Consider the following 23,066-nt stretch of genomic DNA (forward strand, 5'->3'; position numbering starts at 1 on the left):
GCCGCGCGGCGCGGTCACGCGGTGCGGTCACGCGGCGCGGTAACGCGGCGCGGGAGGGCCGCCGTGCCCGCTCAGGCCTCGTCGCGGACCAGGGCGAGGAGCCGGTCGAGGACGCGGTTCCCGCCCGCGCGGACGCCGTCGTGCTCGAACTCGTCGGTGACCCAGGTGCGCAGCCCCCGGACGGCCCGCGCGGTCTCCAGCGAGTGCGCGGTGTCGACGTACAGGTCGTCGTGGTAGACCGCCGCCGCCACCGGGACCTCGTTGGCGGCGAGCCGGCTCGGGTCGTAGAGCGGGGTCCAGTCGGTGCGGGCGGCGAGCAGTTCTGCGGTCTCCCGCAGCGGGCGCAGTGCCGGGTCGCAGTCGAACAGCCACGGGTGCACGGTCTCGCCGGTGAGGAGCACGGCCTCTCCGGACTCGAGCGCCTTGGCGGCGTCGAACTGCGGGAACTCGGCGCGCACCCGCTCGGCGGCCCAGCCGGTGGGGTGCGCGTCCTGGGCGTAGATGGCCTCGTGGAGGACCGCGTACAACGGGTGGCTCGCGTAGGAGAGGGTCTGCCGGACCTGTTCCAGGAAGGCGTCGGAGAGCTGGAGCCCGTCGGGCGTGGGGAGGACGAAGGCGTCCTCCAGCAGGAAGTGGAGCCGGTGGCTGCCGTCCCCGGAGCCGAGCAGGGCGCCGAGGGACTGGAACGCCTCGGCGGTGAGCCGGTGTCCGCCGGGCAGTTCGACCTCGTGGCGCAGCAGGTGCTCGGCGATCCGGCGGACCCGTTCGACGTCCTGGGGGTAGCGGGCGTAGTGGGCGGCGACCTTGCGCTCCATGCGCGGATAGGCGGCGCGGTACACCTCGTCGGCGCGCGCGGTGAGGGAGGGCAGCCCGCCGGTGATCAGGGCGGCGGCCAGTCCTTCGGGGGCGAGGGAGAGGTAGGTGACGGTGCAGAAGCCGCCGAAGCTCTGGCCGAGCACCGTCCAGGGCGCGCCGCCGGTGAGCAGGGGCCGGATCGCCTCGCAGTCGCGGACGATGGAGTCGGCGCGGAAGTGGGTGAGGTACCGGGCCTGCTCCGCCGGGCCGCCGCGCAGGGGAAGCGTCTGCCGGTTGGCCGGGGTGGAGGCTCCGGTGCCCCGCTGGTCCAGGAACAGCACCCGGAACTCGCGCAGCGCCCGGTCCAGCCAGGCCTGCCGTCCGACGAAGCGGTGGGCGGGCATGCCCGGGCCGCCCTGCAGGTACAGCAGCCAGGGCAGGTCCTGGTCCGCCTTGTCGCTCGCCACGACCTCGCGGGCGTACAGCTCGATGGTCTCGCCACCGGGGTCGGCGTGGTCGAGGGGCACGGTGAAGCGGTGGTCGGTCAGGACGACGCCGGGCTGGCGGTAGCGGAGGGTCAACGGATCTCCCGGGGCGGTCGGAGGAAGGTCCTCCCAGTTCAGCACAGTCCCCCGGTCCGCCTCGTCGCGGGGCGGAGGGCCGCCGGGACCCGGGGCCTAGGTCCGCAGGCCGCCGGGACCCGGTCCGCGGTCCGTGTCCGCCGCCCCCGCTGCCCTCGTACGGTGGCGGGGAGCCGTCGGGAGCAGGGGAGTTGACGCGTATGCGGGGCACGGACGCCGGGGTGCTGGACGAGGCGCTGGAGCGGATCCACCGGGCGGGGCCGGAGCGCCGGGGATGGCTCTCCAACCACGCGCCGATGGCGGTGGAGGCGCTGGTGCGGCACGGGCACGGGGCGGGCGCGCACCGCTGGCTGGAGCGGTACGCGCTGGCCAAGCTGGAGGACATGCCGCGCTCCACGGACCCGGTCGTCGAGGCCCGGTGGCGTGAGGCGCTGGGCGACCCGCGCCGGCTCGCGGACTGGACGGTGTACTTCGGCCGGGCCGTCGCCGAGGAGGGGTGGCGGACGGTGCTGGAGCGCTGGTGGCCCCGGCTGCTGCCGGGGATCGCGGCGGGGGCGACGCATCCGGTGATCCGGGTCGGGCACGCGGTCCGGGCTCTGCTGGAGGACGGTGACGGCGCGGTGCGGACCGCCGAACTCGCGCACGGGCTGGCGTACTGGGCGGGCCGTCACCAGCCGCTGGCCGCGGTGTCCCGGCCCTCCGGCACGGCCTCCCCCGCCGAGGCGCTGGAGGCGGTGCCGCCGGTGGCGGCGCAGGAGGGCGGCATCCGGGAGCGGCTGGCACTGCTGGGGTCGACGGCGGGCTGGACCGCCGCCACCGGCGCGCTGCGCGCCCCCGTCGGGCCGGACGACGCCCGTGTCCTGCTCACGGACCTGGTGACGGCGGCGACCACCCGGTTCGCCGCCCACGCCCACGGCGACGCGGTGATGCTGGTCCACGCGGTGACCGCCCCGAACGCCGTGCTGCGCACCCTTCCGGCCCTGCCGCGCGAGCTGTGGGTGCCGAGCGTGGAGGCGGCGTGGGCCGCCTCCGCGGCGGTGACCGCCGCCTACGCGACGCCCGCCGCGGCGGTGCCGAGGGCCTCGGGCACGGTCGAGGAGTACTTCGCGCGCGCCGCCGTGCACGGTGACGAGCACGTCATCAAGCTGGCGGACACCGCGCTGGACGTGGCGGCCCGCACCGGGAGCGAGGACGCCCTGGTCGCGGTGGAGCAGGCGATGCGGCTGATCGACCCCGAGGACGACTGAGGCTCCGCACCGCGCGGCGGCGTTCCCCCGGCTCCCCGGCGCCGGTACCGTACTGCGCGCAAGTGCCAAGATCCGCACCGGACTTGAGGGGGCTGCGTGATGCGGCGTCGTCGTACGGCACGTTTTCTGGTCACGGCGGGACTGCTGGGGGCGTTCGCGCTGCCCGGTGCCGCTCCGGCGGGGGCGTACGCGGACCCGCCGGCCGGGGCGGCGACGGTGCCGCTGCGGGTCGCCTCGTACAACATCCACGCGGGCGCGGGGGCGGACAACGTCTTCGACCTGGACCGGCAGGTCGAGGAGCTCCGCGCGATGGACGCGGACGTCGTCGGCCTGCAGGAGGTGGACGTCCACTGGGGCGCCCGGAGCGCCTGGCGCGACCTGGCGACGGAACTGGGCGCGAGACTCGGCATGGAGGTGTACTTCGCCCCGATATACAGCCTCGACCCGGTGACGGCGGACGCCCCGCGCCGGGAGTTCGGGGTGGCGGTCCTGTCGCGGTACCCGATCCTGGCGGCCGAGAACCACGACATCACCCGGCTCTCCACCCAGGAGGCGCAGCCGGTCCCGGCTCCCGCTCCCGGTTTCCCCGAGGTGCGGATCCGGGTGAGGGGTGTGCCGGTGCACGTCTACACCACGCACCTCGACTACCGGGCCGACCCGTCGGTGCGGGCGGCGCAGGTCGCCGACACGCTGCGGATCATGGGCGAGGACTGCGACGCGCACGGCCGCTGTCCCCGCCAGGTGCTCACCGGCGACTTCAACGCCGTCCCCACGGCACCGGAGCTGGGGCCGCTCTGGGAGCGCCTGGCCGACGCCTCGGCGGCGGCCGGCGTGGAGACGCCGACGTATCCCGCACCGACCCCGCGGACGAGGATCGACTACGTCGCGGTCTCCCGGGGCGCGGTCGACGTCGAGCGGGTCACCGTGCCGGAGACGCTCGCCTCGGACCACCGGCCGGTGGTCGCGGACCTGGCCCTGCGCCGGGGGCGCTGATCCCGGTGCGGGCCCGTGAGGGCTCGCACCGGGACGCCGGCCGTTCCGTCGGCCACGGAGGCCCGTCGCGTCGCGTGTGCGGCGGGCCTTCCGCGCGCCGGGCCGCGGCCGGGCGCGCGGGCGCCGATCCCGAGTTCCGGCAGGGGGTCAGTCGTTGGCGTTCAGCGCGGGGAGGTAGCCGCCCGACTGGCCCGCGGCCTTCGGGTGGTAGGAGTCGCCGATGTTGACGCTGAGGCTGTGCAGCCAGGAGCTGCCGGAGCAGAGCTCGTGTCCGGCGAAGTAGGGGCGGACGTCGCCGAAGCGGAAGCCGTACGCCGCGGCGCGCCCGGAGATGGTGGAGTTCAGAAGGTCGGAGGCCGAGTTGATCGCGGTCCGCTTGGTGTCCGAGAGCCCGGCGCAGATCGCCGCCACGTTGTAGAACTTGGGGTAGCCGAGGACGACGACACGGGCGTTCGGGGCGCGGTTCCTGATGTCGGCGTAGAGGGCGTTGAGGTTCCCGGGCAGCGTGTTGCTGATGTACGAGCGCGCAGTGTTGATCCGGTTGAGACAGGTCGTGTCGGTGCCGAGGACGCAGGTCTGCATGACGTCCGCGAACCCGGCGTCGTTGCCGCCGGCGGTGACCGAGACGAGCTGCGTTCCGGTGGTCAGCGGCCCCATCTGCGTGCTGCGCACCGAACTGGTGGTCGCGCCGGAGCACGCCATGAAGGAGAAGGCGGCGGAGGCGTTGGCGTTGGCCCACAGCTGCGGGTAGGCGAGGTTGCTGCGCTTGCAGGTGCCGCTGGCGCTCTGGTAGCTGCCGGCCCCGACACCGGAGGCGTAGGAGTCACCGAGGGCGACGTAGGAGGTGGGGGCCGCCTGCGCCTGGCCGACACCGGTGAGGACCAGGGCCACGGCGAGCAGGAACGAGCTGACGAGTGAGGATCTACGGACACGTCTCATGGGGGGGTTCTCCATGTTCGGAACAGACGGCGGAACAGACGGGGGAACTGTGACAGCTACGCGCATCAACCGGAAGTGTGCATGCCAATAATTCGCAAGCGACGGCGGTCCGTCCGCCACCCCCTGACGCCCCGTCGGCCACCGTTCCGACGCGTTCACCAGGGCGTCGGGACGCGGGGTGACCTCCTCACCGCGCCGGCAGGACAGGGGGTGGATCAGGGGGGCCCTGTGGGTCCGGGCCGCTCGCCCCGACCGCCGCGGCACACCTGCCCGGCAGGGGGCACGGTCCGCGGGGGCCGGCCGCTTCCACCCCTTCCCACCGGTGGCCCGTGGTCGGACTGAACCGGCCGCGGGCCACCGCCGTGTCTTCTACGGGTGGCCGGTTGTCTCCGTCGTCAGGTCGGCGTCCGCCGAGTTCCCCGAGGAAAAGTGAGATCAGTAACAGCACCCCCGAGACGCGCGTCACCCTCGCTAACCTCGGCGCAAGCGCCTGGAAGTATCGAACGAAAGGCACGTCACCGTGTCCCGCACCAGTCCCCGCAGCATCGCCGTATGGCTGCTGGTGGCCGCCCTCGGCGCCACCGGTTGGACAGTCATCGCGCTCGCTCGCGGTGAGAAGATTTCAGCCATCTGGATCGTCGCCGCGGCGGTCGGCTCCTACCTGATCGCCCAGCGGTTCTACGCCCGCTTCATCGCCCGCAAGGTGCTCCGCGTCGACGACACGCGCGCGACCCCGGCGGAGCGGCACAACGACGGCGTGGACTACCACCCGACGGACAAGCGGGTCCTTTTCGGCCACCACTTCGCCGCCATCGCCGGCGCCGGTCCGCTGGTGGGCCCCGTGCTGGCGGCGCAGATGGGCTACCTGCCCGGCACCATCTGGATCATCGTCGGCGTGATCTTCGCCGGCGCGGTCCAGGACATGGTCGTGCTGTTCTTCTCGACCCGCCGCAACGGCAAGTCCCTCGGCCAGATGGCCCGCGACGAGATCGGGCGGATCGGCGGCATCGCGGCACTGATCGCGGTCTTCGCGATCATGATCATCATCCTGGCCGTTCTGGCCCTGGTCGTGGTCCAGGCGCTCGCCCACTCCGCGTGGGGCACGTTCTCGATCGGCATGACCATCCCGATCGCCCTCTTCATGGGCGGCTACCTGCGCTTCCTGCGCCCCGGCCGGGTCACCGAGGTCAGCCTGATCGGTGTGGTGCTGCTGCTGGCGGCCATCATGGGCGGCCGCTGGGTCGCCGAGTCCTCCTTCGCGGACGCGTTCATCCTCAGCCCCAAGACCCTGGTGATCTGCCTGGTGGTCTACGGCTTCGTGGCCGCCGTGCTGCCGGTGTGGATGCTGCTGGCCCCGCGTGACTACCTGTCGACCTTCATGAAGATCGGCACCGTCGTGCTGCTCGCCGTGGGTGTGCTGGTCGCCAACCCGGAGGTCAACGTCCCGGCCGTCTCGGAGTTCGCGAGCAGCGGGACCGGCCCGGTCTTCGCCGGCGCGCTCTTCCCGTTCGCCTTCATCACCATCGCCTGCGGCGCCCTGTCCGGCTTCCACTCCCTGATCTCGGCCGGCACCACGCCGAAGATGATCCAGAAGGAGAGCCAGGTCGCGGCCATCGGCTACGGCTCGATGCTGATGGAGTCCTTCGTCGCCGTGATGGCGCTGGTCTGCGCCTGCGTCCTGGACCCGGGCCTGTACTACGCGATGAACGCCCCGGCCGGCGTGCTGGGCGACACCGTCCAGTCGGCCTCGCAGGCGGTGGCGAACTTCGGTTTCACCATCACCCCCGAGGCGCTGCAGCAGGCCGCCGACCAGGTCGGCGAGGAGAGCCTGATCGCCCGCACCGGCGGGGCCCCGACCCTGGCGGTCGGCATGTCGGTGGTCCTGGCCGAGGCGTTCGGCTCCACCGGAATGATGTCCTTCTGGTACCACTTCGCCCTCATGTTCGAGGCGCTCTTCATCCTGACCGCGGTGGACGCCGCGACCCGGGTGGGCCGCTTCATGCTGCAGGACACCATCGGCAACGTGGTCCCGCGCTTCCGTGACAAGAACTGGAAGCCGGCCATCTGGTTCTGCTCCGCGGTCGTCGTCCTCAGCTGGGGCTACTTCCTGTGGGTCGGCGTCAGCGACCCGCTGGGCGGAATCAACCAGCTCTACCCGCTCTTCGGCATCGCCAACCAGTTGCTGGCCTCGATCGCGCTGACCATCTCCACCACGCTGCTGATCAAGTCGGGTCGCCTGAAGTGGGCCTGGGTCACCGCGGTTCCGCTCGCCTGGGCGCTCGCCGTGACCATGACCGCCAGCTACCAGAAGCTGTTCTCCGACAACCCGAAGATCGGTTTCTGGGCCCAGCGCTCCGCCTACGCGGACGCCCTGGAGGCCGGTGAGGTCCTCGCCCCGGCGAAGAGCCTGGAGCAGATGTCGACGGTCATCACCAACTCGACGGTGACCGGCACCCTGATGGCGGTCTTCGCCGGTCTGACCCTGGTGGTCTTCTTCTCCTGCGTGTGCGTGTCGGTGGCGCACCTGCGCGGGAAGAGCAAGCTGCCGCTCCAGGAGGACCCGTACGTGAAGTCCGAGATGGTGGTTCCTTCCTTCTCCCTGCGCAAGCCGCAGTCGGACGAGAAGGAGCTGGTCGGCGCCGGGGCCGAGTGATGGCCGCCGCCCTGGGGATGCTGCGGCGGGCGGGCTCCCGCGCCTGGTGGTACGTGCGCGAGCTCAACGGCGAGCACGCGTACGACCGCTACGTGGCCCACGCCCGCTCGCACGACCCCCATGTCCGGGTGCTGTCCCGGCGGGAGTTCGAGAACCGCCGTGTGGACCGGCGTGACGCCGATCCGCGCGAGGGCGGCCGCTGCTGCTGACCCTCCCGCCCCACAGGGCCCGTCGCACCCCGGTGCGGCGGGCCCTCGGCGTTCCCGGACTCCGCTCGCGGGCAGCAAGCCCGACTGGCGTGCCGATAAAGCCTGTTGCCGTAAGCGCAGGCGGAGTCGCGGTCTGGACGACGGAGTTCCGGCTTCCTACCCTCGGTAGGCCCTCCGGGCGCACCACCCCCACCTGACGTAGGGAGAGACGTCGTGTTCCATCGCAGACGCGCGGCGGGGTTCCTGACCGCCGTCCTCGCGCTGGCCTCCGCCGGACTCGCGATACCCGGAACCGCACAGGCCGCACCCCGCTCCACGGTCACCGAGGCGGTGACCGACAAGCTCCTCGGCCAGGCCGCTCTCGCCGGCCGCGCCGCCACCGCCGACCGGACCCTGGTCCGGGTCAACCGCGAGAAGGGCGGCACCTGGGCCTTCGGGACCGCCGTCGTGACGGCGCCGAAGAAGGAGGGAGCCGCTCCCACCGGCGCGATCTTCGTGGCCCGGGCGGAGGGCGGCGACTGGAAGGTCGCCTTCGACGGCGAGCCCGGCTTCGCCCGCCTGGCCGCCGACTCGCCGGTGGTGACCGCCGAGGAGAAGAAACTCTTCGCCTCCGCCGACACCGCCGAGAACGCCGACACCGCCGAGAACGCCGCCTCCGCCGAGACCACCGCCTCCCCCACCGCCGCCGCGGACGCCGCCGCCGGCGACCTCTCCCCCGCCGACTTCGTGCGGCCGCTGGCCAACGGCGACTACCGAACCGGCATGGCGCTCCCCTGGTCCACCGGCGCCGCCTGGACGATGACCGGCGGTCCGCACCAGTGGGACGGAGCCAGCGGCCCGTACAGTTCCGTGGACTTCGCCGGCGGCGACCAGGCCGTCCGGGCCACCCGCGCGGGCGCCGCCTACACCCTGTGTTCCGGCTTCGTCCGGGTCGTCCACGACCGCGGCTACGCCTCCGACTACTACCACCTCACCGGGCACGTCAACGCGGACGGGGCCGCCGTCTCCCAGGGCACCTTCCTCGGGTACACCGGCACCAACGTGGCCTGCGGCGGTTCCGCGAGCGGGCGCCACGTGCACTTCGGACTGCGCCAGAACAACGCGTACGTGCCGATCGCCGACCACGGTCTCGGCGGCTGGGTCTTCTACGCGACCGGCTGGTACCAGGGCTACGCGATGCACGGCTCGACGGTCCGCAACAACGGCTCCACCCTCCACAACTACGGCGCCATGGGCCTGAACCAGGGCATCGTGGACGCCAACGGCGGCGGCTCGGTGAACAAGCGGTCCGGCCCCGGCACCGGGTACGCGGTGGTCGGCTCGGTGGCCGACGGGGCGTTCGTCACCGTCTCCTGCTCACGCAACGGCACCACGCACCAGGGCCGTTTCGGCTCCACCTCGCTGTGGAACCGGCTGAGCGACGGCACCTGGATCTCCGACGCGTACCTGTGGACGGGGTACAACGGGGCGGTCAACGGCACCTGCTGACGCCGGTTCCGGCGGTCCCGCCACCCACGCCACGGGGGAGGCGGGACCGTGCGCGTCAGTCCGCGATCTCCACGTGGAACTCCCGCAGTTCGTAACTGCCCAGGGCGGGCTGGAAGGAGACCCGGGGAGCGGTGCGCATCCGCACGCCGGGCTCGGCGAAGAGGCGGCGGAGGAAGACGTCGGCCTCCAGCACCGCGATGTCCGCTCCGGGACAGCGGTGCGGCCCGTCGCCGAACGAGAGCACCGGCGGCGCGTCCGCGCCCCGGGCCACCTGCCCGGCCCGGGCGGGGCGGACGCGTTCCGGGTCGGGCCCCACCGCGCGAGCGTCCAGGTTGGCCGCCTCGACGTCGATCTCCACCACCGCGCCCGCCGGGATCCGCGCCGCGCCGCCGAGTTCCAGGTCCGCGGTGGCCCGGCGCCGGAGGGTCGCTATCACCGGCTCCAGGCGCAGGATCTCCCGCAGCAGCGCCAGCCGTTCCGGCTCCTCGGCGGCGCGGTAGACGGCCAGCAGGTCGGCGTCGGTGAACAGGTGCCAGGCGGCCACGGAGACGAACTCGCGGGTGGTGACCATGCCGGCGGCGGCGAAGGTGATGCACTCGCCGAGGATCTCCCCTGCCGAGCAGCCCTCGTCGAGGAGGTGGGAGATCAGGTCGTCGCGCCGCCGGTGGCGCCGGGCCCGGACGGCGGGGCGCACGTCGCCGGCGTAGATGCGCAGCCAGTTGCGGTTCTGGCGGGCGAGCGTCCGCAGTCCTTCGGCGCTGGTGAAGCCGGCCCTGCCGAACGGCCGGTCGGGGAAGAACGCCTCCAGCCGCCGCTGGATGCCGGGACGGGAGTCGGTCAGCCCGATCACCTCGGCGGCCACCGCGATGGCGAGGCGGAAGGCGAGGTGGGTGAGGTCGGCCTCGCCGGCCGTGCGCAGCCGCGTCAACTGGGCTTCGGCGACGCGTTCCATGACCGGCCGGTAGTGCTCGCCCACCCGGCGGGGCGTGAAGAACCGGGCGGTCTGCCGCCGGTCCTCGCGGTGCTCCGGGCCGTCCCGGTAGAGGACCGGGCGGCGGTAGAACGAGGGCAGCTTCTCCGTGGTCTCGACGCCGAGACCGGCCTGCACGGTGTCGTGGGACCGCAGGACCGCGCGCGCCTCCTGGACACCCGTCACCCGCCAGACGCCGTCGGGCCCCCGGCCCACGGGGCAGGCGTCCGCCGCCGGTTCCGCGCGCGCCCCCGGCCGCGAGATCTTCCGTGCTCCGGCCACCGCCCTGTTGCCGCGCATCGCGCGCACCTCCCACGCCGTCGGGCCTTCCGGGAGCCGTACGCTACGACACGGCTCCCGGTCCGGCCAGGGTGCGAACGGCCGTTCACGCCGGTGGCGGCCCCCGCTGCCGGGTGGTGGCCTCCCCGGCTACAGTTCATCCCGCGATACCAGAAAATTAACGCGCTACCTCTTGGCAGCACGATTTCTACGCGCGTAACTTGAGTCGACTTTCCCGTTGTGTCATTTCCGCCCGTTCGCGGCTCTTCGCGGCGGGTTCCTTCCGAGGAGTTCGAATCGTGCCCAAGTCCGGTGACAAGAGAGCGCGTTGGCGCCATGCCGCGCAGGCCTTCATGGCGACGGGAGCGGCCGGCGCCTTCGTGTTGACCCCGCTGCCGCAGGCCTTCGCGACGCCCTCCGGCGGCGCGGTGATCGCCGAGGTGTACGGCGGCGGCGGCAACTCCGGCGCCACGCTCACCCGGGACTTCGTCGAGCTGGGCAACGCCGGCTCGACGGCGGTCGACCTGTCCGGCTACAGCGTCCAGTACCTGCCGGGCTCCCCCTCGGCCACCTCGCGCTGGAGCATCACCCGGATCGCCGGTTCCATAGCCCCCGGCGGCCGTTACCTGATCGCCCAGGCGCAGGGCGCCGGCGGCACGACGGCCCTGCCCGCCCCCGACGCCTCCGGTTCGATCGCCATGAGCGGCACGAGCGGCACCGTCGCCCTGGTGGCCGGCACGGAGGAACTGGACTGCCGGACGGCCGCGGAGTGCGCGGCCGACGAACGCATCGTCGACCTGGTCGGCTTCGGCACCGCCGCGGTCCGCGAGGGCAGCCCGGTCACGGGCGCCTCCAACACCGCCTCGGTGGCCCGCGCCGCCTCGCTGGCGGACACCGACGACAACTCCGCCGACCTCACGGCCGGTTCGCCCACCCCGGTCAACGCCGCGGGCCAGACGCCGGGCACCGGTGGCGGCGGCGAGGAGCCGGGCGGTCCGGGCGAGCCCGGCGCCGTCCGCGTCCACGACATCCAGGGCACCACCCGCCGTTCGCCGATGACCGGCGCCACGGTCACCAACGTGCCCGGCATCGTGATCGGCGTGCGCGACACCGGCTCCAGGGGCTTCTGGATCCAGGACCCGCAGGCCGACGCCGACGCCCGCACCAGCGAGGCGGTCTTCGTCTACACCGGCTCCGCCGCCCCCGCCGTGCGGACGGGCGACAGCGTGCTGGTCAGCGGCAAGGTCGCCGAGTACGCGCCGAGCAGCACCACCCAGTCGATCACCCAGATCTCCGGTCCGAAGACCTCGGTGGTCTCCTCCGGCAACGCGCTGCCGGCGCCGATCGTGCTCGGCCCGGCCAACCTGCCCGACGACTACACCCCGGAGGCCGGCGGCGGCTCCATCGAGAACCTGCCGCTCGAGCCGGCCGTGTACGCCCTGGACTTCTTCGAGTCCGCCGAGGGCATGCGGGTCCAGGTGAACGACGCCCGGGTCGTCGGCGCGACCACCGAGTACGCCGAGGTGTGGGTCACCGCCAAGCCCGAGGAGAACCCCTCGGTGCGCGGCGGCACGGTCTACCTGGGCTACGACGGCCAGAACTCCGGCCGCGTCAAGGTCGAGTCGCTCGGCCCCGAGGTCCCGGAGGCCAACGTCGGCGACGAGCTGGAGGGTGCCACCACCGGCCCGCTGGACTACGACTCCTACGGCGGCTACACCCTGATGGCCACCACCCTGGGCGCGCACGTCTCCGGCGGACTGGAGCGCGAGGTGACCCGCCCGCAGCTCGGCAAGGAGCTGGCGATCGCCACGTACAACGTGGAGAACCTCGACGCGCTGGACCCGCAGGAGAAGTTCGACCGCCTGGCCGAGGGCATCGCGGTCAACCTGGCCGCCCCGGACGTCGTCGCGCTGGAGGAGATCCAGGACGACAACGGCGCCACGGACGACGGCACGGTCACCTCCGAGCAGACCCTGACCCGCTTCACCGACGCGATCGTCGCGGCCGGCGGCCCGCGCTACACCTGGCGCTACGTCGCCCCCGAGGACAAGGCCGACGGCGGTGAGCCCGGCGGCAACATCCGTCAGGTGTTCCTCCTGAACGAGGAGCGCATCGCGTTCACCGACCGTCCCGGCGGCGACGCGACCACCGCCACCGAGGTCGTCGACACCCGCAAGGGCGCCGCGCTCAGCGTCTCCCCGGGCCGCATCGCCCCGGCGAGCGCCGCCTGGGCGAACAGCCGCAAGCCGCTGGTCGGCGAGTTCAAGTTCCACGGCGAGCGGGTCTTCGTGATCGCCAACCACTTCGCCTCCAAGGGCGGCGACGCCCCGCTGCACGGCCGCTACCAGGAGCCCTCCCGCTCCTCGGAGACGCAGCGCCACCAGCAGGCGGAGGAGGTCCGGGCGTTCGTCGCGGAGCTGCTGGAGGCCGACCCGAAGGCGAAGGTGGTCGTCCTCGGCGACATCAACGACTTCCAGTTCTCGAGGACCACGGAGATCATGACCGGCGACGGCTCCCTGCTGACGCCGCTGGTGAACACGCTGCCGGAGGAGGAGCGCTACACGTACGTCTTCGACGGCAACTCGCAGACGCTGGACCAGACCCTGGTCAGCCCGTCGGTGGTCGCCTACGACTACGACATCGTGCACCTGAACGCGGAGTTCGCCGACCAGGCGAGCGACCACGACCCGCAGATCGTGCGCATCGACGTCAAGAAGGGCCGCAAGTAGGCACCGGCTCGGCCCCTGCGCGCCGCGGCCCGTCCGGACTCCTCCGGGCGGGCCGCGGCCGTATTCCCCCGGCCCCACCGGCCCCGCGGCACGCCCTATTGACAGCTCACGGACACAGAAGGAAGGTTTCAGCGCCCGAGGGTCGTGGTGAAAGATTCTTTCGGAGGTCCTGTGCAGCGCAGATGGATCAGCAGACGCGGGTTCGGAGCAGGGGCCCTGGCCCTGGGAGGTGCGGTGGTGGTGGCGCCCCTGGGAGGTGGCACGGCCTCGGCGGCCGGCGGCGGGAAGGACGACGCGGCGGCGGGCACGGCCTCCCGCCGGCCGACGCTGCGGCGTGGTTCCGCCGCCCGGGCCGGGCTCCTCGAGGGCCGCCTCGCGGAGATCACCGCGGTGGCCGAGCGGTACCTCGGCCCCTCCCCCACCCGCCCCTACTGGTCCGGCGCCGTGGTCCTCGCCGGCCGCGGCGGCACGGTCGCGCTGGAGACCGCGGTCGGCAAGGCGGTCCGGTACGCCGACTACGACGCGGCCACCGGTGAGGCCGTGGAGTTCCCGCCCGAGGAGCAGATCGACGCCACCCCGGACACCGTCCACGACCTGGCCTCCCTCTCCAAGCTCTTCACCTCGCTGCTGGTCGTGCAGCAGATCGAGCGGGGCCGGATCGAGCTGGAGGCGCCCGCCGCGCGCTACGTCCCGGAGTTCGCGGGCGGCGGCAAGCAGGACGTCACCATCCGTCACCTGCTCACCCACACCTCGGGCATGCCCGCCTGGATCGCCCTCTACCGGCACCCCGACCGCGAGTCGATGCTGAAGGCGCTGTGGGCGGTGACGCCGACCGACCCGCCGGGGACCGTCTACCGGTACTCGGACCTCAGTCTGATCACCCTCCAGCTGGTGCTGGAGCGGGTCACCGGCAGGCCGCTGGACGTGCTGCTCGCGGAGGAGGTCACCGGCCCGCTGGGACTGACCCGCACCCGCTACAACCCGCCCGCCGACTGGCGGCCGCGGATCGCCGCGACCGAGGTCTCCCGGCCGCCGTGGGCGGGTCTCGACCGGGGCCTGGTGTGGGGCGAGGTGCACGACGAGAACGCCTTCGCGATGGGCGGCGTGGCCGGTCACGCCGGTGTCTTCTCCTGCGCCTGGGACCTGGCGGTGCTGGCCCGGACGCTCCTGAACGGGGGCGTGTACGGACGGGTCCGGGTGCTGTCGGAGGAGTCGGTGGAGCTGCTGTTCACCGACTTCAACACCGCGTTCCCCGGCAACAGCCACGGGCTGGGCTTCGAGCTGGACCAGCGCTGGTACATGGGCGCCATGGCCACCCCGCGCACCGCCGGGCACACCGGGTTCACCGGCACCTGCATCGTGCTCGACCCCACGACGGACTCGTTCCTGATCCTGCTGGGCAACTCGGTGCACCCGGTGCGCACCTGGCGTTCCGGGTCGGCGCCCCGGCAGGCGGCGGGCGAGCGGATGGCGCGCGCGGTCCCGGTGCGGCCGGCGCACGGGAACGCCGCGTGGTTCGGCGGTATGGCCACGGCCTCGACGTCCGTGCTGACGCTGCCCGCCCTCGACACCTCGGCGGGCGCGCGGCTCACCGGCGACCTGTGGTGGGACACCGAGGCGACCTGGGACGTGCTGCGCGCCGAGGTCTCCACGGACGCCGGCGCCACCTGGAACCCGCTGCCGTTCACCACCCGCGCCCCGCGCGGGGAGGACGTCGAACGCGCCGACGGCCGGGTGTCGGGGTTCAACGGCCGCCTCTGGCACCGCTTCGCCGCCGATCTGCCGTCCGCCCGCTCCACGGTCGTGCGCTGGCGGTACACCACCGACGCGCGCTACGTGGGCCGCGGCGTCTACGTGGGCGCGCAGAAGGTCACGGCCGGGAACTCCCTGCTGTACGCCGACGCCCGGCCGGCCGACCTGGCCCGGGTGAGCGCCGACGGGTGGACGCGGGAACGGGACTGATCGCGCGGCGGGGAAGACCGTCGGCACCCGCGGCGGGCCGCCTGCCCGGACGCCGTCAGGGCAGGCGGCTCAGGTCCTCCATGGCCGCCCGCTCCAGGCCGGAGAGCTCGAGAAGCAGGTCCCCCGCCTCGGCCAGGAGCCGCTCGTCGCGCGTCCGCCCCGCCTCGGCGATCAGTTCGGCGACGCGTGTCCAGAGGGCGGCCGCCTCGGTGTACCGGGCGAGCCCCGCGTCGAGCCGGGGGCTGTCGAGCGTCCGGGCGCATTCGGCGAGGAAGTCCCGGTAGAGGTTGCGGAAGAGGGCGCCGCCGGTGCCGGCCCGTTCCATCAGCAGGGCGGCCTGGGGCAGGTCCCGCTCCGGGTGGTCGGTGCGCCGCAGCCAGGTGCGCACCAGCTTTCCGGCCTTGGCGATCCCGCGGTGGCCGAGGTTGGCGATGGGCGGGTCGAGGAAGGCCTCGGCACAGGCCGTGACGGCGGGCACGATCCGGCTCTCCGGCGAGGGGGCGTCCTCGGGGACGGTGAGGGTGAACGACCGGTGCCGGGCGGTCATCGGACCGCGCGCGGCCCGGGCGGCGGCGAGGCTGTCCAGCGAGGTGGAGACGGCGCCGCCCTGCTGGTCGGTGTCGACCAGCAGGGCGCGGTGGTCGTCGTAGCCGTACAGGGCGACGACGTGCCCGCCGAAGTGCGCGCGGCTGGTGAAGTGATCGAGGTGGTGGCTGTCCAGCTGGAGGCCCACCGGGTGACCGGCGTCGACGGCGGTCACGACGTTCTGCCACGCCCTGCGGGGGGAGCTCGTCTCCCGGACGTCGAGTTCCAGACCGAGGTTGGCGGCGAGGTTCCGGGTGAGCTCGAAGGGTCTGACGCGTCCGCCGAGGAAGGGGAAACCCATGTTCCTGCTGTCCCAGTAGACGAAGGACAGCCCGGAGCCGAGTCCGAACAGCATGGGCTCGGACAGGTCGGTCCCCCGGTGGCGCAGCAGCACGCCGAGGGCCGAGGTCTCGCAGTGCCGGGTGCCGCGGGGGTCGATGCCGGGAACGGTGGTCACCCTGCCATGGTGCCCCTTCCGAGGGCCGTCCGTCCGGTGATCGGTCCTGGGGGCGTGGGCCGTCGGCGCGCCGCCGCCGCGCCCGGCGCCGGGTGGGGGCACGATCGCCTCGCGGGCCGCCGCCGCGGACCGGTGCGGCCCGGAGCCGAGTGACCGAGGAGGACGAATGACGACCGACACCGTCGGACGGTTCCTGAACGCCCTGAGTCCGGAGCACCGCCGGGACGTGGAGCGGCGCCCCCGCGAGGAGCAGGAGCGGCTCGCCGAGGCATGGGAGGCGGAGCTCGCCGAGGACCACGACCTGGACACGTTGAGCGAGCTCTCCGTCCCGGCGGCCGAGAGCGAGGCCGCGGCACGGGTCATGGGGAAGCTGGAGGGCTGACGGAGGGCCGGTGCCGGTCCGCCGGGCCGGGCCCGCGGGGCGGCCGCACCGCGAAACGTCCACAGCTCCTGCCGCGCGGCACCACGGAGCGCCTGGAATGATGACGCCATGTCAGTCATTCATCGAACGACCATGGCTCCCACCAAGCTGGAGCTGGTGACCGCGTGGCTGCCCGGCCGCCCCTGGTACCGGGGTTCCGGGACACCTCGGCTGGAGCGGGCGGGCGGCTTCCGCCTGGACGACCCGGCGGGCGAGGTGGGGATCGAGTTCGCGGTGTTCGAGGACGCCGACGGCACCGTCTACCACCAGCCGATGACCTATCGCGCGGCTCCGTCGGAGGGGGCCGAGGAGGCCCTGATCGGCACCTCCGAGCACGGTGTGCTGGGCACCCGCTGGGTCTACGACGCGACCCGTGACCCGGTGGCCGTGGAGCAGATCGTCGCGCTGCTGGCCGGGCGCGCGGTGCCGCAGGCGCAGAGTCTGAGCGACACGCCGGACCCCTCGGTGGTTGCCTCGTACGGCGGGCCGCTCCCGGGCGGGGTCCACGGGCGGGCGTCGGCGCAGGACGGCGACGGCTGGACGGACGTCCTGCTGGACGGCGTGACCCTGCGGGTGCTCCGGGTGCTCGAAGGGCTCGCGGCCGACGGGACCGCGGCCGGCGGAAGGTCGACGGAAGGGGGCGCGGCAGGGGGCGTGGCAGGAAACGCGGACGGGGACGCGCACGGGGCGTCCGCGGGGGTCGTCGCCGGCTGGACCGGCGGCGGCGAGCCGCGGCGCGGGGTGTTCGTGCGCGTCCTCCCGGCCTGAGACCGCCCCGCCCCGGCCGCCGGCGTCCTACCGGGCGAGGGCGCCGGCGGTGGCCGGGAGCAGGTCCGCCGTGGGCCGCAGCCCGTCGACCCGGCCGGGGGTCACGACCGCCAGTTCGAGGCCGTGCCGCTCACCGGGCTGCCACTGCCCGCCGGCGAGCGCGACCCCGGCCACGTTGGGAACCGGCCCCGACGTCCAGTCGAGCCGTCCGGCCATGGTCTCCAGGTCCGTGCGCCGCAGGGCGGCGGCGACCGCCTCCGGGTCCTCGGGGTCGTCCGCCGTGCGCAGCGCGTGGGCGGCGACCTCGAACAGGGCGTGGGCGAGACCGAGCGGCTGGGGGCACTGGCGTCCGGTGCGCTGCTCGTACGCCTCGGCGAGCTCGGCCGCGGTCGTGCCGTCCAGGGAGGAGCGGTAGGGGTGGGCGGGCGACCAGTAGACCAGGGTGCCCACGCCGGTCTGGGCCGGCGGGCCGTAGGTCCCCGAGGTGGTGGGCGGGTAGGCGAGCCAGCGGGAGCAGGTGATCAGCCGGGGCGTAAGCCCGGCGCGGGCCGCCAGCTCACGGAAGCGGCCGAGGTCCCGGGCGGTGGCGGCGCTGGTGACGATGTCGGCGCCCGCCTCCCGGAAGGCCGTCAGGTGGCCGTCGAACGCGGCGGCGGGCTCGGCGTACGCCGGGGGGTCGACCAGTCGGTGGCCCCGAGCGCGGGCGGCGGGGGCGAAGCCGTGGCGCTCGTGGCGCGACCAGGAGCCCTGCGGGCCGTCGTTCCAGAGGCAGCCGACGGTGCGTCCGGGGCCGCCGGCCAGCTCCCAGAGGTCGGCGAAGGTCCCGGCGATGTCGTCCAGGCCCCAGCAGAAGTGGAAGGTCCGCGCGAACGGGCGGCCGTCGTCCCCGCCGCGGCCGTAGTAGTAGACCTGCCAGGGGAAGGTGCTGGAGACGCACGGCGTCCCGGCCGCCTCGCAGGCGTCGGCGACGGCCGGCAGCACCTCGGTGCCCGCCAGGGTGAGGACCAGGACGGCGCCCTCGTCCCGGATCAGCTCGGCGACGGCCTGCCGGGCGCCCTCGGCGGTGGACCGGCTGTCCCGGCCCGCCACGCGGATCCGGCGGCCGGCAGGCCCGGCCGCCGCGAGCCTCGGCCCGAGGCGCTCGAGCGCGAAGTCCAGCGGATCCCCGAGGCTCGCCAGCCGTCCTGTCCGGGCGACGACCACGCCCACCGTGAGGTCGCCGCGTCCCGCCGTGCCCGGCGCGCCGCCGCGCGGGTTCCCGTCTGCCATGGTCAGCCCTCTCCTCGGCCGATGTTCTTCCGCCCCGGTAACGCCGGCCGGGCTCCCAGGACACGCGGCGACCGCCGGTAATACCCGGCGCGGCTCATCCGCGGCAGGGCGGCCGGCCGTCACCCGGCGGGGGTGAACCGGATGGCGTGGCGGTCCGCCTCCGGCGCGGCGAACCGGAGCAGGGCGGCGCCCTCCTCGGCCGTCTCCTCGCGTTCGCGGCGGGAGAGCGGGGAGAACAGCCGCACGGTGAGCTCCGCCCTCCCGTCCGGCTCCCGGGCCAGCGACCACAGGCCGCGCACGAAACCGTCGACCAGCAGTGCCGGTTCGACGACCAGGTGCCGGCGCCGCTCGGCGGTCATCAGCCGAGAGCGGTCGGCGTGGGCCAGGACCACGTCGTCCAGCAGAGCGAGGAAGCGCACCGGGGCGGGCAGGTCCTCGGCGGGCAGCGGCGCGTCGGGGAGGTCGAACAGTTCCTCGCCGTCCTCCCCGCGGAACTCCCGCAGTCCGGGCCTCAGTTCCTCGACGACCTCGCGCAGCCGGGTGGCCCCGCTCCATGCCTGGACGTCCTTGACGGTGGCCGGTCCGAAGGCGGCGAGGTGGCGCCGGACCAGCCGGGCCGGGTCGGGCGCGTCCGCGGGGGCACGGCCCAGCCAGTCCTGGGCCAGGGCGAACGGGGTGGGTCCGCGCCGCCCCCACAGTCCGTCCGGCGGGGGGTGCAGCACCGGCAGCAGGGCCTGGACCGAGCGCGCCAGGGCCACCGGGTCGTGTCCGGGCCGGCGGGCGGCCAGCGCCCGGCCCAGTTCGGGGCGGGGGACGATCCGTCCGGACAGTTCGCTCCGGGCGTCCTCCGCCAGGTCCTCCAGGTCGACGCCGGCGGTGAGCCGCCCGAAGGCCCCCTTGCGCCACACCCGCAGCATCGGTTCCAGGGTGGGCCGCAGCCACAGGTAGTCCTCGGCGGTCACCAGGTGCTGGGTGCCCCGGTGGAGGGTGGCGCGCACCACGCTGCGGACCTCCAGCAGGGTGGCCAGGTCCTCCTTGCGGAAGCCGTCGATCCTGTTCCAGAGCCCGATGTACGGGGGTTCGGGGTCCTGCGCCTGGACCCCGGCGACCTGCTCGATCACCGCCTCGGCGGAGAGTTCGGCCCGGGCGGTGAGCAACTGGCGGGCGAGGGTGGCCCGGTTGAGGCGTCGGCGGGTGAGGCGTTCCGTCATGCGGCCAGCCTGCCGTCCGCGGCGGACGGTTCCTGTCCGCATGCCGGTGTGATGAATGACGTCGTTCGGCGGGGCACGCTGTACGGCCGCACATTGACCCCTCGCCCGGCGCCCGGGGAGCATGGCGGAGCCGGCTGACGGTGTCGTTCGTCGCGCGGGTGACCGCGCCGTTCCTGGGAGCGCGTTCATGGGTTCTGCCGCCGTACTGGTCGCCAACCGCGGGGAGATCGCGGTGCGGGTGCTGCGCGCGGCCTCGGAGCTCGGGTGGCGGACCGTGGCTGCGTACGCCGAGGGGGACGAGGCGCACCTGGGGGCGGCCGACGAGGCGGTGGCGGTGTCCGGGGGCTACCTGGACGCGGCGGGGCTGGTGGAGGCGGCGCTGCGCACCGGCTGCGGTTTCGTCCACCCCGGTTACGGATTCCTCAGCGAGGACGCGGAGTTCGCCCGTCGCTGCGCCGCGGCGGGCCTGGTGTTCGTGGGGCCCTCCCCCGAGGTGCTGGAGGTGTTCGGCGACAAGGCCCGTGCGCGGCGGCTGGCCTCGGCGGCCGGGGTACCGGTCCTGCCGGGCACGGAGGGCGGGTCGGGCCCGGAAGCGCTCGAGGCGGCGCGGGCCCTGCTGGCGGGCGGCCCGGTGATGGTCAAGGCGGTCGGCGGGGGCGGCGGGCGCGGCATGCGGGTGGTGCGTCACGCCGGGGAGCTGGACGAGGCCTGGCGGCGGTGCCGTTCGGAGGCCCGCCAGGGCTTCGGGCGGGAGGAGCTGTACGCGGAGCGGCTGCTGGAGGGGGCCCGGCACGTCGAGGTGCAGGTGGTCGGGGACGCGGCCGGTGAGGCCTCCCACCTGTGGGACCGGGACTGCACCACCCAGCGCCGCCGCCAGAAGCTGGTCGAGACGGCTCCCGCTCCCGGACTCCCGTCCGCGCTGCGGGAGTCGATGCGGAACGCCGCGCTGTGCCTGGCCCGCGCCACCGGGTGCACGGGGCTGGTCACCTTCGAGTTCCTGGTGCGGGACGGGGAGTTCCGTTTCATCGAGGCCAATCCCCGTCTCCAGGTGGAGCACACGGTCACCGAGGAGGTGACCGGCGTGGACCTGGTGGCCGCGCAGTTGCGGCTGGCGGCCGGGGAGACCCTGGCCGGTCTGGGACTGTCCACGCCGCCGGCCCCGCGCGGGTTCGCCGTGCAGGCGCGGGTGTACGCGGAGGTGACCGCCCCGGACGGCACGACGCGGCCCTCGGCGGGCCGGATCACCCGCTTCGACCTGCCGTCCGGGCCGGGTGTCCGGGTGGACACGGCCTCGCGGGCCGGCGCGGAGGTCGGCGTGCGGTACGACGCGCTGCTGGCCAAGGTGGTGGCGCACGTCCCGTCGGGGAGCGTGGCAGCGGCCTGCGCGCGGGCCCGGCGGGCGCTGGGCGAGTTCGGCGTGGCGGGGGTGCGCACCAACATCGCGCTGCTGCGGGCCGTCCTGGCGCAGCCGGAGTTCTGGACGCTGCCGGACACCGTGGAGCGGTGCGCGCGGGCCGTGGCGCCGGCGGAGACGGAGCCTCAGGCGGAGGGGCCGGCGGCGGGCCCGGGCGGTGCGGGCGTGGTGACGGCTCCGATGAGCGGCACGGTGGTGCAGGTCGACGTCGCGCCGGGCGAGGAGGTACGGGCGGGGCGGCAGGTGCTGGTCCTGGAGGCGATGAAGATGGAGCACCTGGTCACCGCCCCCTGCTCGGGGCGGCTGCACGCGCTGCGGGTGCGGCCGGGCGTGACGGTGGCCGAGGGCGACGTCCTCGCTCTGCTGGACCCGTCGGACGTCGGGACCGGCGAGGCGGTGGCCGAGGAGCGGGTCGATCCGGACGAGGTGCGCGCCGACCTGGCGGAGGCGATCGCCCGGCACGCCTTCGGCCTGGACGAGAACCGGCCGGAGGCGGTGGCGAGGCGGCACGCGGGGGGACGGCGGACGGCGCGGGAGAACATCGCCGACCTGTGCGACGAGGACTCCTTCACCGAGTTCGGCGCGCTGGCCCTGGCGGCGCAGCGGCGGAGGCGTTCCCTGGACGACCTGATGCGCTCCACCCCGGCGGACGGCATGGTCACCGGCACCGGGCGGATCGACGGCCGGCCCTGCGTGGTCATGTCGTACGACTACACGGTGCTGGCCGGGACGCAGGGGATGAACAACCACCGCAAGACCGACCGCGTGCTGGAGATGGCGCGCAGGCGGCGGCTGCCGGTCGTGCTGTTCGCCGAGGGGGGCGGCGGCAGGCCGGGCGACACCGACTCGACGGCGGTGGCGGGGCTGAACGTCACCACCTTCCACAGCATGGGGCGGCTCAGCGGCCGGGTGCCGCTGGTGGGCATCGCCTCGGGGCGCTGCTTCGCCGGCAACGCGGCCCTGCTGGGCTGCTGCGACGTGGTGATCGCCACGCCCGAGGCCACCATCGGCATGGGCGGCCCGGCGATGATCGAGGGCGGCGGGCTCGGTGTGTACCGGCCGGAGGAGGTCGGTCCGCTGTCGGTCCAGGTGCCGAACGGGGTGGTGGACGTCGCGGTCGCCGACGAGGCCGAGGCGGTCCGGGTGGCGCGGCGGTACCTGTCCTACTTCCACGGCCCGGTCGACGGCTGGGAGGCCCCGGACCCGCGGCTGCTGCGGCGGGTCGTGCCGGAGAACCGGCGCCGCGCCTACGACGTGCGCGCGGCGGTGCGGGGCCTGGCGGACACCGGCTCGGTGCTGGAACTGCGGCCGGAGTTCGGGGTGGGGATCCTGACCTGCCTGGTGCGGGTCGAGGGGCGGCCGCTGGGTCTGCTCGCCAGCAATCCGGGACATCTGGGCGGGGCGATCGACCGGGACGCGGCCGACAAGGCGGCGCGTTTCCTGCACCTGTGCGACGCCTTCGGGCTGCCGGTGGTCTCGCTCTGCGACACCCCCGGCTTCATGGTGGGTCCGGACGCCGAACGCACGGCCACGGTGCGGCACTTCTCCCGGCTCTTCGTCACCGGCGCCAACCTGCGGGTGCCGCTGGTCGGTCTGGTGCTGCGCAAGGCGTACGGGCTGGGCGCGATGGCCATGCTCGGCGGTTCGACCCGGGCTCCGGTGGCCACCGCGGCCTGGCCCAGCGGGGAGTTCGGCGGCATGGGGCTCGAGGGCGCGGTGCGGCTGGGCTTCCGCCGCGAGCTGGAGGCGATCGAGGACCCGGCCGAGCGGCAGCGCGCCTTCGAGGCGCGGGTGGCCGAACTCCACGAGCAGGGCAAGGCGGTGAACGCGGCGGCGGCGCTGGAGATCGACGCGGTGATCGACCCGGCCTCCTCCCGCGCGTGGATCGTCTCCGCGCTGGACGGCAGCGTGGTGGGGCGGGACGCGGACGGGCCGGACGCGGACGGGGAGGCCCGGTTCGTCGACACCTGGTGAGGCGGGGCCCGTCCCGGGTTCGCCGACGGCCGGTGAGGGCGGGGCCCGCCCTGATCAGGGCCGGATCCGGCGAGAACGTCCGAAACCAGCCGTTACGCACGGTCACCTCCACTCGTTGCCCC

The 23,066-nt window shown here is 74.3% G+C and carries 16 protein-coding genes; 10 read left to right on the plus strand and 6 right to left on the minus strand.

Translation table 11 applies throughout. The features are described 5' to 3' along the window. Nucleotides 1-71 precede the first annotated feature (71 nt). A complete protein-coding gene (locus ABZ836_RS23325) occupies nucleotides 72-1,376 on the minus strand; it encodes an alpha/beta fold hydrolase (RefSeq protein ID WP_361145031.1) in 1,305 nt (434 codons plus the stop codon). A 200-nt stretch (nucleotides 1,377-1,576) separates the two neighbouring features. Here ABZ836_RS23325 and ABZ836_RS23330 point away from each other — a divergent pair, with 200 nt between their 5' ends. Further along, nucleotides 1,577-2,623: a questin oxidase family protein gene (locus ABZ836_RS23330; protein ID WP_361145034.1), complete on the plus strand. Its 1,047-nt coding sequence runs from the start codon at nucleotides 1,577-1,579 to the stop codon at nucleotides 2,621-2,623. A 99-nt stretch (nucleotides 2,624-2,722) separates the two neighbouring features. After that, nucleotides 2,723-3,616 carry an endonuclease/exonuclease/phosphatase family protein gene (locus ABZ836_RS23335; protein WP_356133134.1) on the plus strand — a complete coding sequence of 298 codons (894 nt, stop codon included), beginning with the start codon at nucleotides 2,723-2,725 and terminating at the stop codon, nucleotides 3,614-3,616. A 147-nt stretch (nucleotides 3,617-3,763) separates the two neighbouring features. Here ABZ836_RS23335 and ABZ836_RS23340 read toward each other — a convergent pair whose 3' ends face one another. Next, on the minus strand, nucleotides 3,764-4,555 hold the full coding sequence (locus ABZ836_RS23340) for an SGNH/GDSL hydrolase family protein (RefSeq protein WP_356133132.1): 792 nt from the start codon (nucleotides 4,553-4,555) through the stop codon (nucleotides 3,764-3,766). 520 nt (nucleotides 4,556-5,075) lie between these two features. On the opposite strand from ABZ836_RS23340, the gene ABZ836_RS23345 reads away from it, so the two are divergent. From ABZ836_RS23345 to ABZ836_RS23355, 3 genes are all read left to right on the plus strand, one after another. Continuing rightward, nucleotides 5,076-7,208, plus strand: coding sequence for a carbon starvation CstA family protein (locus ABZ836_RS23345; protein ID WP_361145037.1), 2,133 nt, complete (start codon nucleotides 5,076-5,078; stop codon nucleotides 7,206-7,208). After that, entirely contained in the window at nucleotides 7,208-7,417 is a 210-nt protein-coding gene (locus ABZ836_RS23350) for a YbdD/YjiX family protein (protein WP_361145040.1), read from the plus strand. Before ABZ836_RS23345 ends, ABZ836_RS23350 begins: the two co-directional genes overlap by 1 nt. Nucleotides 7,418-7,630: 213 nt before the next feature. Then, nucleotides 7,631-8,905, plus strand: coding sequence for a peptidoglycan DD-metalloendopeptidase family protein (locus ABZ836_RS23355; protein ID WP_356133127.1), 1,275 nt, complete (start codon nucleotides 7,631-7,633; stop codon nucleotides 8,903-8,905). Between the two features lie 55 nt (nucleotides 8,906-8,960). Here ABZ836_RS23355 and ABZ836_RS23360 read toward each other — a convergent pair whose 3' ends face one another. Beyond that, on the minus strand, nucleotides 8,961-10,175 hold the full coding sequence (locus ABZ836_RS23360) for a cytochrome P450 (RefSeq protein ID WP_361145042.1): 1,215 nt from the start codon (nucleotides 10,173-10,175) through the stop codon (nucleotides 8,961-8,963). 332 nt (nucleotides 10,176-10,507) lie between these two features. Between ABZ836_RS23360 and ABZ836_RS23365 the strand changes: the two genes are divergently transcribed. Both ABZ836_RS23365 and ABZ836_RS23370 read left to right on the plus strand, forming a co-directional pair. Continuing rightward, nucleotides 10,508-12,883 (plus strand): lamin tail domain-containing protein, encoded by a 2,376-nt coding sequence (locus ABZ836_RS23365; RefSeq protein WP_361145163.1) that lies wholly within the window; start codon nucleotides 10,508-10,510, stop codon nucleotides 12,881-12,883. Between the two features lie 237 nt (nucleotides 12,884-13,120). Continuing rightward, nucleotides 13,121-14,845, plus strand: a complete 1,725-nt coding sequence (locus ABZ836_RS23370; RefSeq protein WP_361145045.1) for a serine hydrolase — start codon at nucleotides 13,121-13,123, stop codon at nucleotides 14,843-14,845. Nucleotides 14,846-14,900: 55 nt separating this feature from the next. Here ABZ836_RS23370 and ABZ836_RS23375 read toward each other — a convergent pair whose 3' ends face one another. Further along, nucleotides 14,901-15,887, minus strand: a complete 987-nt coding sequence (locus tag ABZ836_RS23375; protein ID WP_361145048.1) for a BtrH N-terminal domain-containing protein — start codon at nucleotides 15,885-15,887, stop codon at nucleotides 14,901-14,903. Nucleotides 15,888-16,053: 166 nt separating this feature from the next. Here ABZ836_RS23375 and ABZ836_RS23380 point away from each other — a divergent pair, with 166 nt between their 5' ends. Together ABZ836_RS23380 and ABZ836_RS23385 are read left to right on the plus strand one after the other, a co-directional pair. Then, entirely contained in the window at nucleotides 16,054-16,269 is a 216-nt protein-coding gene (locus tag ABZ836_RS23380) for a hypothetical protein (RefSeq protein ID WP_356133119.1), read from the plus strand. 108 nt (nucleotides 16,270-16,377) lie between these two features. Continuing rightward, the gene (locus tag ABZ836_RS23385) at nucleotides 16,378-17,076 is read left to right on the plus strand and encodes a 1,4-alpha-glucan branching protein (protein WP_361145051.1); all 699 of its coding nucleotides are present in this window, start codon (nucleotides 16,378-16,380) and stop codon (nucleotides 17,074-17,076) included. 27 nt (nucleotides 17,077-17,103) lie between these two features. Here the strand turns inward: ABZ836_RS23385 and ABZ836_RS23390 are convergent, their stop codons facing one another. Both ABZ836_RS23390 and ABZ836_RS23395 read right to left on the minus strand, forming a co-directional pair. Then, entirely contained in the window at nucleotides 17,104-18,345 is a 1,242-nt protein-coding gene (locus ABZ836_RS23390) for an ABC transporter substrate-binding protein (protein WP_361145054.1), read from the minus strand. A gap of 119 nt (nucleotides 18,346-18,464) precedes the next feature. Further along, complete coding sequence (locus ABZ836_RS23395; RefSeq protein WP_361145057.1) at nucleotides 18,465-19,556, minus strand: winged helix DNA-binding domain-containing protein; 1,092 nt, start codon at nucleotides 19,554-19,556, stop codon at nucleotides 18,465-18,467. Nucleotides 19,557-19,743: 187 nt separating this feature from the next. On the opposite strand from ABZ836_RS23395, the gene ABZ836_RS23400 reads away from it, so the two are divergent. Further along, nucleotides 19,744-22,944, plus strand: coding sequence for a carboxyl transferase domain-containing protein (locus ABZ836_RS23400; protein WP_361145060.1), 3,201 nt, complete (start codon nucleotides 19,744-19,746; stop codon nucleotides 22,942-22,944). The last annotated feature ends 122 nt before the right edge of the window (nucleotides 22,945-23,066 follow it).

This window comes from Streptomyces sp. NPDC047130, assembly GCF_040643475.1.
Classification (GTDB): Bacteria; Actinomycetota; Actinomycetes; order Streptomycetales; family Streptomycetaceae; genus Streptomyces.

Bases quoted from the DNA above. Each gene is read 5' to 3' on its own strand.
- ABZ836_RS23330 (WP_361145034.1), top strand. From the start codon at position 1,577: ATGCGGGGCACGGACGCCGGGGTGCTGGACGAGGCGCTGGAGCGGATC.
- ABZ836_RS23335 (WP_356133134.1), top strand. From the start codon at position 2,723: ATGCGGCGTCGTCGTACGGCACGTTTTCTGGTCACGGCGGGACTGCTG.
- ABZ836_RS23340 (WP_356133132.1), bottom strand. From the start codon at position 4,555: ATGAGACGTGTCCGTAGATCCTCACTCGTCAGCTCGTTCCTGCTCGCC.
- ABZ836_RS23350 (WP_361145040.1), top strand. From the start codon at position 7,208: ATGGCCGCCGCCCTGGGGATGCTGCGGCGGGCGGGCTCCCGCGCCTGG.
- ABZ836_RS23365 (WP_361145163.1), top strand. From the start codon at position 10,508: ATGGCGACGGGAGCGGCCGGCGCCTTCGTGTTGACCCCGCTGCCGCAG.
- ABZ836_RS23395 (WP_361145057.1), bottom strand. From the start codon at position 19,556: ATGACGGAACGCCTCACCCGCCGACGCCTCAACCGGGCCACCCTCGCC.
- ABZ836_RS23360 (WP_361145042.1), bottom strand. From the start codon at position 10,175: ATGCGCGGCAACAGGGCGGTGGCCGGAGCACGGAAGATCTCGCGGCCG.
- ABZ836_RS23385 (WP_361145051.1), top strand. From the start codon at position 16,378: ATGTCAGTCATTCATCGAACGACCATGGCTCCCACCAAGCTGGAGCTG.
- ABZ836_RS23390 (WP_361145054.1), bottom strand. From the start codon at position 18,345: ATGGCAGACGGGAACCCGCGCGGCGGCGCGCCGGGCACGGCGGGACGC.
- ABZ836_RS23400 (WP_361145060.1), top strand. From the start codon at position 19,744: ATGGGTTCTGCCGCCGTACTGGTCGCCAACCGCGGGGAGATCGCGGTG.
- ABZ836_RS23380 (WP_356133119.1), top strand. From the start codon at position 16,054: ATGACGACCGACACCGTCGGACGGTTCCTGAACGCCCTGAGTCCGGAG.